Source organism: Shewanella sp. 5_MG-2023 (genome assembly GCF_030547465.1).
GTDB lineage: Bacteria > Pseudomonadota > Gammaproteobacteria > Enterobacterales > Shewanellaceae > Shewanella.
In genome coordinates this window covers 50,080-62,645 of sequence record NZ_JAUORC010000028.1, presented here as the reverse complement: position 1 = coordinate 62,645, position 12,566 = coordinate 50,080, and the positions used below count along the sequence as shown (strand labels likewise).

At 42.7% G+C, this 12,566-nt stretch carries 9 protein-coding genes and 1 pseudogene; 5 read left to right on the top strand and 5 right to left on the bottom strand.

From position 1 onward, the window contains the following. Positions 1-92: 92 nt before the first annotated feature. Positions 93-2,506 (bottom strand): annotated as a pseudogene (locus tag Q4557_RS16135) (winged helix-turn-helix domain-containing protein); the annotation flags it as partial. 303 nt (positions 2,507-2,809) lie between these two features. Then, positions 2,810-3,868 carry a phosphotransferase gene (locus Q4557_RS16130; RefSeq protein WP_303413943.1) on the bottom strand — a complete coding sequence of 353 codons (1,059 nt, stop codon included), beginning with the start codon at positions 3,866-3,868 and terminating at the stop codon, positions 2,810-2,812. A 223-nt stretch (positions 3,869-4,091) separates the two neighbouring features. Between Q4557_RS16130 and Q4557_RS16125 the strand changes: the two genes are divergently transcribed. Continuing rightward, the gene (locus Q4557_RS16125) at positions 4,092-4,352 is read left to right on the top strand and encodes a DUF5062 family protein (RefSeq protein ID WP_102437611.1); all 261 of its coding nucleotides are present in this window, start codon (positions 4,092-4,094) and stop codon (positions 4,350-4,352) included. 85 nt (positions 4,353-4,437) lie between these two features. Here Q4557_RS16125 and Q4557_RS16120 read toward each other — a convergent pair whose 3' ends face one another. The 3 genes from Q4557_RS16120 to Q4557_RS16110 form a co-directional block, all read right to left on the bottom strand. After that, positions 4,438-6,264, bottom strand: a complete 1,827-nt coding sequence (locus Q4557_RS16120) for a mechanosensitive ion channel family protein (RefSeq protein ID WP_102437613.1) — start codon at positions 6,262-6,264, stop codon at positions 4,438-4,440. 268 nt (positions 6,265-6,532) lie between these two features. Further along, the gene (locus Q4557_RS16115; protein ID WP_102530689.1) at positions 6,533-7,063 is read right to left on the bottom strand and encodes a GNAT family N-acetyltransferase; all 531 of its coding nucleotides are present in this window, start codon (positions 7,061-7,063) and stop codon (positions 6,533-6,535) included. A 2-nt stretch (positions 7,064-7,065) separates the two neighbouring features. Beyond that, positions 7,066-7,515, bottom strand: a complete 450-nt coding sequence (locus tag Q4557_RS16110) for a cold-shock protein (protein WP_241900980.1) — start codon at positions 7,513-7,515, stop codon at positions 7,066-7,068. A gap of 168 nt (positions 7,516-7,683) precedes the next feature. Between Q4557_RS16110 and Q4557_RS16105 the strand changes: the two genes are divergently transcribed. The 4 genes from Q4557_RS16105 (at position 7,684) to Q4557_RS16090 (ending at position 12,294) form a co-directional block, all read left to right on the top strand. Continuing rightward, on the top strand, positions 7,684-9,036 hold the full coding sequence (locus Q4557_RS16105) for a M20 family metallopeptidase (protein ID WP_303413939.1): 1,353 nt from the start codon (positions 7,684-7,686) through the stop codon (positions 9,034-9,036). Positions 9,037-9,137: 101 nt separating this feature from the next. Then, positions 9,138-9,632, top strand: coding sequence for a peptidylprolyl isomerase (locus Q4557_RS16100; protein WP_102437617.1), 495 nt, complete (start codon positions 9,138-9,140; stop codon positions 9,630-9,632). Between the two features lie 51 nt (positions 9,633-9,683). Beyond that, positions 9,684-10,463, top strand: a complete 780-nt coding sequence (locus Q4557_RS16095) for an EcsC family protein (RefSeq protein WP_102437619.1) — start codon at positions 9,684-9,686, stop codon at positions 10,461-10,463. Between the two features lie 157 nt (positions 10,464-10,620). Beyond that, on the top strand, positions 10,621-12,294 hold the full coding sequence (locus Q4557_RS16090) for a VCBS repeat-containing protein (RefSeq protein ID WP_303413936.1): 1,674 nt from the start codon (positions 10,621-10,623) through the stop codon (positions 12,292-12,294). The last annotated feature ends 272 nt before the right edge of the window (positions 12,295-12,566 follow it).

The following is a 12,566-nucleotide window of genomic DNA, read 5'->3' as shown; positions in this document are numbered from 1 at the left end:
AAGCTATAACAATTATCCTTTGGTTACCAATGCTTTGAACTGTGCGGCTTGGCCTGCGAATGGCCACTATTAACCAGTACGAAAGCATAACGCTGTAACGAGAGCTCAAAATAATTTTTTGCTTGGATGAAATCTTGCAGTTTTGTGACACTGAACCTAAGGAGTTATGAGCGTAAGATAGCTCCATTAAGGCTTCGGTATTTTCAGGAGCTAAGTCATACATCATTTGGCTGTAACTAAGATATTGCTTAAACCACAGCGCAGTAGCAGCCCAATCACTTATGTCATAATCTAATTGCCCCAGCCAAAAAGCATTGGCGCCCAGTGTTTTAAGAATATCTAAATCTTGTGGTTGTTCATCAAGCAGTACCAGCAGCTTGGTGCGAGATGACAGCAGTGCTTGCTTGGCTTCGTCGACTTTACCGCGCGAGTAAGCCACTTCGCCTATGGCCTCTAGCGTTTGCGCATGCTGAAACCGTGCTGCAAAACTTAAGCTGTCATCATTGGGGGATGATGCCTCAGTAAAATATTCTAAGGCTTTATTACTGATGCCATCGAGTAAATCCATCCGGCCAATGCCGCGCATTTTATCGGCGAAATCACCGACCATGAATCCCAGTAAGTTTTCTGCGGCTATGCGTTTATCTTGGGCCATTTTCTCGGCTTCAAAGCTTTTTACACTGGCAAAAATAGAGGTCAGTACCAGTACCAGTAGCAGTGAGATGGTGAAGGTTTTTTGCCAACGCTGACGTTTTTCATGATTATTGGAGGCGCTGATTAATGCCAACTCTTGTGGTGTTAGATCTTGAGCAAACAGTGGATTATGTTTAAGTGCTTGGGCTTCTTTTAGCGGTTTTCCTTCTGCTAGCAAATAGGCTTTATGCTTATTTTCTGCCAGCCAGCGTTTAGTCAGATGATGTAAGCGACTTTTTATTCGCAGGCTATCATTGTGTTCGTTAATCCAGGCGGTTGCCCGTGGCCAGCGCCTTAATAATGCTTCGTGAGCAATGCTAAAACAGGCTTGACCATTTTGCAGGTGGGACACAAATAAGCGGCTATTGACCATAGCTTGGGTCAATGTGTGCTGTTCTTTGCTTTGCTTTGCTTTGCAGTTGTGACCAAGTTGCGGTGCGGCTGGTGATGGAGGTTTCATCCTCTCGCAGTGTTACCAATAGGGACAATACTTGGGGTAAGCAGGCTTGCTGTGAGTCAGTTAATTGCGCCATGGCTTCATCGGCATTTTTACCAATTGCGCCTTCGATACCGCCTAATTGTTGGTAAACGCTAAACAATAATTGATTGTCTTTACTGCGTTGCAGGTAGAGCGCTTGCAACATGTATTGCAACATAGGTAATGCATCAGGATTACTGGCGGCCTCTGTACAGAGTATTTCATCTAGCGGCATGGCTGTTTCAGGATCGACACTCCAGCTTAAATTGGCTGCAATTGCTGGCAGGCGGATCATTTGCAGTAATTCATTACGCGAAGGCGGCGCTAAATCAAAATGAGCCCCTTTACCTTTACCCGCCATTAAACTGGGATAAGTCACTAGTAATGGGTAAAACTCATTACGACAAGCACTGATAATCAATACCACAGAAGAGTTGGCCAGTTTTTCTAAGACCTCAATAAATGCATAACGTTGATCATCTGTAAAGATCGGCGATGACAGAAAGACTTCTAAGCGATCAATAAACAATGCTAAGTGAGTTTCGTTAGTGCTGCTGAGTTTGATGGCCTGCTGACATTGCTCAATAATGGTGGGCATATCTGTTATTAGCTTGTGCGACAGGGTTTCGGCGCTGTCACCACTAAATACTGGAATATCGTTGATTTCCCAGTCCAGCATGATACTGGCCAGTTCGGAAAATAATTGTGTTTTAGCCACATTGGCAAAATCTAAATGGCTATAGCTGGCAACCTTTACCCCGTTGTAACCCGTATTAGCCATTAAATTGGGCATGATTCCGGCATTAATGAGTGATGATTTTCCGCTGCCGCTAGGGCCTAAAACTAAACAAAATCCGCGGCCATATTTAACTTGTACACTGATGCGTTCAAGCAAGGTGGCAATTTGTTTGCTGCGACCAAAAACACCTCGGCGTAATTGGCACTATAGGCTTGTAAGCCCGGAAAGGGTGAACCTGCTTGCCACGTTTGGCTGTCGGCCACGGTTTCATGGCCAATGGGGAAATTTACCTTAGCAAGAGTGCGATAGCCGCGCTTGCGAATGGTTTCAATATAGCTGGGTTCAGTGGCTTTATCGCCCAATGCGCGGCGTAATTGGTTAATGATTTTATGCAGTGGATTATCGCCGACATCGGCTTCTGGCCAGCATTGAGTGACGATATCATCGCTGCTGAGCACCTCGCCTTGCTGTTGACATAACAGCAGTAAAACATCCATTGCCTTAGGCTCAAGTTGTTTGGTTTTTTTACCTTGTCTAAGGGAGTTACTATTAGGGTCAACCTGCCAGTCACCAAAGAAAAATATATCTTTGCTCATTATTACAATCCATTGAATATCAGCTATTTTTCAATGTCGTGAGTTAAAAAACGACAAGATTTTGATATGCAAAATTAGTACATTAGACATTAGTTATATCAATAAATGGTTGTTTTTGTAAGCGATCGCCAAGCAAACAGAGTGGATATCTTTGTCAGGCGATTTTGCTTGGCTTTTATTCTGTAGATTTTGCGAGGCTAGTTTTTATCGCTATGTCTTTTGTCGCTATGCTTGTTAATAAAACCGTTGTTATCTAGATAGTCGTTGTCGATATTGTCCTTAAAAAGTCACTAGTAGGTTTGGCTACTTTGATGATGTCGTTAGCTGGCTTAAGGCCTGTGCGGTTAACATTTCTGTATAAGCGTTTATTTTGACATGCTTTGGGCTCCAGCCTTTAATAAAGCGCTGAAAATCGGCCCATGCTATGCAATACAAAGGGCGCCAAGTTTGTTCAACCTCTTTAGGATTAATATCTGGCTGATGGAGATTAATGCTGCTGGCGAGCTGACTAAAATAGTAATCCAAATATTGCTCGATTAGTTTATGTGGTTCAGTAAATGTCAGCGTACTGCTTAGCAGTAAAATCACATCTTTCATGCCGCAACCTTGGCCCACATATTGAAAGTCCACCGCAGCAGCTTTGTCGTGGTGAGTATTAAAACAAAAGTTAGCGAGTTTGGCATCGCCGTGGATTATTGTTTGGTATGGCGTCTGTTTTAAAGTGCGATCGATTGTATTGGCTGCCATTTTTAACGGCTGATCGCTGAGTGCCTGTAATTCATCGGGGCGAGTATCTAAATGCCAGTAGCTGCCTGTGGGCCATAGGTCGGTGGTATTCACGGTTGATGGCTGGCTAGTTGTAAATTGATTAGCCATAAATTGGCCGTGAAAATGCCCCAGCCATTTAAGGCTGGCCAAAATGGCTGTGTGATCTGCATGGGTTAATACTTGATCGAAACCTAAAGTATGTAAGTCTTCAAGGATCAGTAAGGTTTCTAGTTCGCTGCGCTGAATGTATAAACATTGAGGCACGCTGTTTTCGCTTTGACGATCATTATCACTGCCACTGCCACTGCCACTGCCACATAGCTGAGCGTAGTGCTGATACCAGTTAGCTTCAACTTGATAAGATTTGAGTTTACGTTGATGTGATAGGGCGCTATTCCAGCCCTTGGGATGCGACTCTGGCTGTGGCAGTTTAATGTGTTTAACGATAACAGATGAATATTGGCTACCAGTAAGCTTAGCGCGAAATAGTTCGCCATAACCGCCCCATAGGGATTGAATTACCTCAATCTCGCTTATACTTTGAGCTTTTAATGCCGTGGTAATCTTGCTAATAACTGCTTTATCTATCGTCATTAAACCCTTACTTTCCCTTTTTGATGTTGTAGCCACTTCATAAAACCATAATCTAGCTATTGTGCCAGAATTTTACTTAATAGCTAAAGTGATAAGCTAATCGATTGATAATTGCTCAACTAAGAATAAAACAAGTTATTGGCTGCTGTTTTTACGCAGCAGTGATTGAATTTTATCCCCAATAGCGTAGTTTTAGCGTAAAGCCCCAAACGAGAGTGGTTATATGAAGCCAGGTAAGAACGATACTAAATTGCTTAAACTCGCAATGGAAATTGGTGAGGGTTATGCAAAACGTCGCGGTTTTGAAAACTTTGGTGTTGGTATATCGCCAAAAGATAAAGTGGAATGTATTTACCGTTTATTGGTGCAAGATGGGCTAATTCAAGCATTAGCTGAAGATAATGATGATGGCCCAAATCGTAAGCATAAATTGATTTTGTGGATCAGTCGCCAACTTCCTGAAGATCATCCCCTTAAAAACTAACCCATGGGTGAGTTGCTTAGTTATTCCGATTACGTAAAAAGCCGAGATGTTCTCGGCTTTTTTAATGGCGACTGGAATGTAAAACTTATCCTTTCAGTTCTACTTCAATGTCAGTTTCTTCTGGTGATTTCATCACATCTTTAGGTTTAGTGACACTGCCCACAGGTGGGTAGGGCACTGTGCCTTTAAATTCATCACGGGTAGCTTCGCTGTAATTGGGAAAAGGTAAGGCATCTTCCTCGATTAATTGTTTAATGGTTTGCTCCGCTTGTTGTTGTACCTCGACGTCTGCGCTGCTGGCATTTTGTAGCATGACATTTTGACCAATAGGGGCAATTTTAATGTCTAACTGCTTTAAAATATTCAGTAAGTGAAAGTTTAAATCCTCAGCAATACCAAAATATTCATTGATATCACCGGTATCGATATAGGCATTTACGTTGACGACAAACGCATCACGCTCAATGGCAAGAAAACGCGCCCGCTGAGCAATCTCTAACACTCTGGGGTGTGACAATAATAATTTTCGCAGTTCCATTAACAGCATTTGCAGTTGCTCTTTACTGGTATCAAGGCTAATGCGCAGATCGTGCTTATAGCGGCGACGATCGATAACAGAGAAGTTTTCTAACTCTTGGGATGAAAATACCGAGTTAGGGATATGCACTACGGTGCGATCGAGTTTTCTGATCCGTGTCGAGCGTAAGCCAATTTCTTCAACTACGCCCATAGTGGTGCCAAAGCGGCAAAAATCCCCCGGTTTTATTGGTCTTGCTGCATATAAAGTTAATGCGCCGAAGACATTTTCTAATGGTTTTTGCGCCGCCAAGGCAATGGCTAAACTGCCGACACCTAGGCCGGTTAAAATGGTGGCCATGTTGTATCCTGAGCTTTCAAACCACATTAAGGCAATAACCACCACAATGACGATTTTTAATATTGCTACCATAGGCCTGAGTAAGGCCACGGAGTAGCTTTTATCTTGATCGTTTAATTGCTTGGATTTTATTGCGGAATACAATTCCACTAAACCTAAAATTAGAATGGTGTTGGCGATATACAGCAAGGTGCTGTTATCAAACCAAACCCTTGCCCTAATCGATAAACCTAATGACAGCGCCACATATTGCAAGCTCGAAAGATATAAAAACCAGCGCAAGCTGTTGCCTGAAAAACGGGTTAATCCAGCCAGTTTATGTTCAAATTTAGCGGCAATGGTTTTGGCGGCAATGCTGATTAATCCGGTGGCGATCCAACCAAAGAAAATACACAGAATAAAGATCAGCAGTTGCCAGTTTTCCATATGGAACATGGTGAATTGCGGTAAAACGTTAGCCAGTGCTTCGATTTGCGGGCTGTAGCCATATTCGTCCCATAGCTCAGGAACTTGGGCTATAGTGGCGTTAGAGATCTTCCAAATTTTGCCTTTTTTACCGTCTGGAACTCGCTGTAAATAGACCGGAACAGGGCCTTTACTGGTTTCTAGTACCCCTAACAAATCACGATAGCTTGGCAGTTTATCGTTAAGGTGTCCTTCTGGTTGATCGCTGATCTGCGAAAGGTCGAGGATGTTTTGTTTATTCCATAATATCGCCAGTTTACGCAGTAAATCGGCACCATCTTCGGGATTAATATCTTTGGGCAGGTAACGCAGATCAATAAACTCAGTGGCAGCTTCCCAGTCGTTTTCTTGTACCGCTCGACCGATTTCAATGAGGGCTGATAAAGGAGTTTCGCCATCTCGGGCGAGGGTGAGTCCACCTTGAGCTTCGGCTATGGCTTCACTGCGCTTTTCTGCTTCAGCAACTTTTTTTAAATTGATATCGTCCGCAGCCATGGCGGTTGGCATTAGGCTCGACATCGATAACAACACAAAAGCAGTAAAAAGCGTTCGCCATGTTGTTTGCAGCATGATTTTATCCCTAAAAGTGCAATATCTAGCTCAAATATATGTGTTTTAGCCTCAGACTGCTAGGGCGGCACACTTCTAAGTAAGTAAAAGTTACATAAATGGGTGTCTCAACTTTATCACCAAGATAACTTTTCATATGATACAGCTTCCCAAGGTTTTGTTATCGGCTGGGCAGCGTATTTTTAGCCTTAACTAACGATAAAGAGTTGGATGGATAAAGGGCGCCCTAATAGAAGTCGTTGGCGCTTTTTTTGTGCTTTGAATCCAATTAATCAGCTGGCAGCGGATTACCTTTTAACGAGATTGCGTATCGTAGCAGGGTAAAACCTTCGTCTTCATATTGTCTGATAAACGTCATACCTAACTTTTCAATGATGTTGACTGAGCCAAGATTAAGGTTGACGACTTCGCCGTAAATAATATCTAAATCCATATGTTTCTTAGCATACTCAATACTGGCAAGGTTAGCTTCTGTGGCATAGCCCTTACCCCAAAAATCTGGGTGTAAGCGATAGCCTATATCTACTGCATTAATACGTAAATCATATTTAAACCCACAAAAGCCTATGACTTGTTTGGTTGCTTTTAATTCTACAGCCCAACGAGCAAAACCATATTTCTGGTATTCTGCTAACCAGATGTCCTGAATAATGTTTTTTGCATCTTCGATGTTATTACACATGCCTGCATCGCCAGTGTAGCGGTTGACTTCCTCTGAATTAAACTCAAGCACAGCCTTTGTATCGCCAAGATTAAATTCACGAATGATTAGGCGTTCAGTTTCGATTATTATTGTCACTTTTATTTCCTTGGTTCTTGGATTGGTGCATCTGCTCCAGATGCACCTGCTCCAGATGCATTAGTGATGTCATAGTAAGCTTGATAAGCAAAGCGGCCGATGGCGATAACGATCAGAATAATAATGATCCGGCTCATGGTGCCAGAAGCCGTGGTGGCTTTTTGCATTTTGATCGGCGATCTTTTTTTGCCACTGTTATTTCGTGTTGAGTTTTGGTGAGCATGGCTGTCTGATTTTGTGGCAACTCCCACTATTTGCGCTTCGATCGCCTTAATTTTACCGTCAGCTTGCTGCGCTACGATATACGCAATTTGATCACCTTGAATGGGCTTTCTCGCCATATGTTTAAGGGTTGAAATATGAATAAACACGTCCTTGCCACCTTCATCAGGCTCAATAAAACCGAAGCCTTTACTGCTATTCCAGCGAACTAATCGACCTGTTTCCATCATCACGAGTATGTTTCCTTTTTGAACGGCTAAATGTTTACAACACATTATAAAATTGACCAAGGCTATGCTAGGTTATTAATTCAATATAATAAATAGTAATTATCAGCGACTACGACTTTTAGCAGTCAAGCTTCTCAGTCAAGATGAACAGTCAACAAGGAAGACACCATGACATTATCAGCACGCTTAACAGCCATACTAACAGCATTGTCGATATCACTGGCTTTAGCAGCAACGATAACCACCACCTCGTTACGCGCTGTAGATCTTGATGATTCAGTGACCAAAGCATTACCACAACTTGAACAGCTTTATACTCACCTTCATCAACACCCTGAACTGTCCTATCAAGAGAAAAATACCAGTGCCAGAATGGCAAAAGAGTTACGGCAATTAGGTTTTGAAGTCACTGATAATTATGGCGGCTACGGCGTGGTGGGCATATTCAAAAATGGCGACGGGCCTACGGTGATGATCCGCGCCGATATTGATGGTTTACCTATTATTGAACAAACGGGCAAAGCTTATGCATCGACAGTGACAACCCAAGATGCACATAACAATACTGTGGGCATTATGCATGGCTGTGGCCATGATATTCATATGACCAGCATGATTGGCGCAGCCGAGCAATTGATGTTGCACAAGTCAGCTTGGCAAGGCACTTTGATGATGGTAGTCCAGCCTGCAGAAGAAATGGGCGGCGGCGCAAAAGCCATGCTCAAGCAAGGTTTATTTAGCGAGTTTCCCACTCCTGATAAGGTGTTAGGTTTGCATGTCAGTGCATCTATTCCTGCTGGTAAAGTCGGCTCTATTAGTGGTTATGCATTGGCCAATGTGGATTCGGTGGATATCAGCATTAAAGGCAAAGGTGGCCATGGTGCTTACCCCCATTTAACTATCGATGCTGTGGTTCTGGCGGCGCGCACAGTATTAGCATTGCAAACCATTCCAAGCCGTGAAGTGTCACCCCTTGAGCCAAACGTGGTCACAGTGGGTTCAATTCATGGCGGCTCAAAACATAATATTATTTCCAATGAAGTGAAGCTGCAATTAACTCTGCGATCATATAACCCTGAAGTACGTGAGCAGCAAATCGCTGCCATAAAACGTATCACTAAGGGCATTGCGATTAGTGCGGGTTTACCTGATGAACTGATGCCTGAAGTGTATGTGCATGAAGATGAAAAAATACCTTCGACCTATAATGACCCAGCATTGGCTGCCCAAGTTAAGGCCAGCATTGAAGCTGAACTAGGAAAAGATAATGTGGTGCTAGCGCCACAGGTTATGGCCGGAGAAGATTTTGGCTTATATGGCCGAACTGAGCAAAATATTCCGATCACTTTATTTTGGTTAGGGGCTGTTGAGCCAAGCGTGTATCAAGCCAGTATTGATAGCGGCGACAGCTTGCCATCATTGCATTCGAGTAAGTTTGCCCCAGATTATCCGTTAACTATCAGCACCGGCGTGCGGGCAATGACACGCGCGGCAATGGATTTGTTTAATAGTAGCAAATAAGCTTACTTTATCTGACTTAAAGCATGACGCTTATTTATAGCCTGAAGCATAGGATAAACGCTATAATTGAGCTTAACTTTTCGTTGTTAAATTGAGATCCCATGACCGTTATTTTTACCACCAATGTTGGCGATATCCATATTGAACTGGATATGGAAAAAGCCCCTGTTAGTTCGAAGAATTTTTTACAGTACTGTCAGGATGGCTTTTATGATTACACTATTTTTCATCGGGTGATAAAAGGCTTTATGATCCAAGGGGGTGGTTTTACTGCCAAGATGAAAGAAAAGCCCACTCGCGATCCTATCGTTAATGAAGCTAATCGTGGCTTGAGTAACACACTTGGCACCATAGCAATGGCAAGAACCGATGCGCCGCATTCGGCCACCGGGCAGTTTTTTATTAATACTGCTGATAATAGCTTTTTAGACCACACAGCGACCACCAACAGCGGTTGGGGTTATGCGGTTTTTGGCAGAGTGGTTGCCGGTATTGAAGTGGTCAAAGAAATTGAAAAAGCTAAAACGGCCACGGTAGCAGGTCATGACGATGTGCCTAAAACGGCGATAGTGATTGAGAAAGTCACCATTATCTAGTGAGCTATTAGCGCTGTTGTTAATCGTGCGGCTGTGAAAGAAGGGAAAGCCATGAGTCTATCTGTAGAAGATAATGCCCAATTAGTGCAGGCTAAGCAGTTACTTGAAAACCCCGGCTTAGCAGCCAAAATCACAGATTTTATTGGCTCGCCCATTGAGCAAGGTTTTGCGCTACTGCCTAAAAGTGTCAGTAATGGTATTGGCAAAGTCACAGAAATGGCGTTGATGAAAGCCTCGGATGCGGCGCTATTTACCATGAAAAACATCCCCCATGAGCAATCTTCTGATCGTTGGCACAAACTCGGTGTTGCAGTGAGTGGTGGTGTGGGGGGCTTTTTCGGCTTAAGCGCATTGGCATTAGAGCTACCGATTTCAACCACCATCATGTTGCGATCCATTGCCGATATTGCTCGCAGTGAGGGTGAGCAACTCGATGAAGTGGCCACTAAAATGGCCTGCATAGAAGTCTTTGCCCTAGGGGGTGAGTCAAATGATGACGATCAAGCTGAAAAAGGCTACTTTGCGGTGCGCACCGTGTTAGCCAATTCAATTGCTGAAGCCGCTGAATACGTTGCCACTAAAGGCTTTAGTAAAGAAGCTGCGCCAATGATGGTTAAATTAGTGACCGTGGTGGCAGAGCGCTTTGGCGTGCAGGTGACTCAAAAGGTGGCCGCTCAAGCTGTACCTGCCATAGGCGCTGCGGGTGGGGCGATCATTAACACCTTATTTATCGATCATTTTCAAGACATGGCAAGAGGTCACTTTATCGTGCGTAAACTTGAGCGTAAGTACGGTGAAGAACTAGTAAAGCTAACCTATCAGACACTTTGATCTTGGCAAGATAAGTTGTTAGTCAATTCCTATTCCTTTTACAGCTTGAATCGTTCTCGATACGTAAGTGGTAACAATTTCACTGTATGAACTTTATTCAATCAAGGTTATCTTAACTATATAAGTTAAAGATAATGTTTAAGGATATGTTTTCAGGATGAATAAATTAACCCGCGCGCTATTGGTAGCAAGCTGTTGTATTTTACCTTTTATCCATCCAGCTTTTGCTGCAGATACAGAGCTAAAATTCACCACTTTTACAGTTGATACCGAATTTGAACTGACTCATCCAGTATTAAGCGTTAACTTACTCGATAATGAGGGCAATGAGTTACTAGCACTGGGTGTTGATGATGAACATCAGCGCTGGTTTGCTGTATACGGCATTGTCGATAAGCAATTAGTGATGCTAGATAAAGTATTATTAAACAAAGATATTTATAGCTTTGATATTAATGAAATCGACTCTAATACTGATAGCATGCTTGCGCTGCAACAGCTGTATTTCGTCACTGCAGAGCAATTACTACGTTATGCCCCAGTTACGGCTAATAGCGCTATTAACAAGCTAGATGTGAGTATGCTCCCAGCAGATGCGATCTCCGCTGATGACATGCTAGTGCAAGATCCTTCAGCTTCACTTTCACCTAAACAAATTACCAGCCAACAAACAGATACTGCAGCAAAACCGCTTTCTGGTGAGTTAGTTGCCGTTGCTGATATTAATTCATTAGCTGTTACAGGCCATGCTGATTTTATCTCTCGTGGTGATTTTGTCAGTGATATTAATAATGATGATATTGCTGATGTACTGATAAGTGACTTTAGAGAAATGCATGTATTGCTCGGTGCTGGTAATACTCAATTCATCCGACAATCACTGCCGTTACTGCCTCAAGTTGAGCTGACCAATAATGGCGCTGAATATAGCCGCGCTACGCTTTATCACAGTGATATGAACTTTGATGGTCGCGATGATATTGTCAAAGTCGGTGAGGGCTCGCTCGAAGTGTATTATCAAAACGATCAAGGGCAGTTCGCCGCGATCGCAGAATATATTTCGGTGAGTCAACCCATCAGTGGTATTGATTGGTGGAATAAGCGTGATGCCTATGGCAAATCATTAGATCAAAGTGATTTGCTATACCGTAAAGTTGAGCGTATTGGTGATGTGAATGGCGATGAGATTACTGACTTGGTGGTCAGATATACCAAAAGCTCTGGGGTGTTTGATCGTACCAATGACTATGAAATTTACTTAGGACGTAATAACGATGGTGTGGTGGCTTTTGGCCGCGACCCTGAGACGGTTATTAAAGCTGAAGGCACCTTAACAGGGCTGCGCTTTGATGACATTGATAATGACAATGTCGATGAGGTGATTGTATCAGGCTTTGATATTAGCATTTCGCAGATCGTAAGCGCCTTACTGTCAGGCAGCATTGATCAAGATGTACATGTATTTAAAATGAACACAGCGAGCCAGTTTGCAGATAAAGCCAATGTCAGTAAAGAGGTTGAATTAAACTTCAGCTTAACTTCAGGCCAAAGTGGTGAACCTGTAGTGGCGTTAGCGGATATCAATGGCGATGGTTATAAAGAGTTATTATTGTCTGATGACAATGAAACCTTAGACATTTATCTGGGTCAGGCTGGTAGCGCGCCTTTTAGTAAACGATCTCAGCAATGGGATATGATCATTCCAGTTGAAGGTTCGATGCTGTCGGCAACCGATATCAATGCCGATGGTAAAGATGATTTATTACTTAAATTTGGCAAACAAGATCCTGACAATCTGCAGCGAAGCTTCTCAGTACTATTGGCGCAGTAATCAGTTTTAAGGCTTATAACGCCTCAAAACACACACGAAAAGAACCAGCAATCACTTGCTGGTTTTTTTGTGCTTTCAATTTGGTTTTGGCGATTAAATGAACTACAAAATGACTAATTAAATGATGCCTTTATTGATAAAACCGATGTGAATAGGGCTAAATATTAGTGAATACTGAAACTGATCTAGATCATAAAATCGATTAAATATTGTAAAAATCAGTTTAGATTTTTGCTGATCTAAGTACACTGCATCTAAACATGTAAATATTA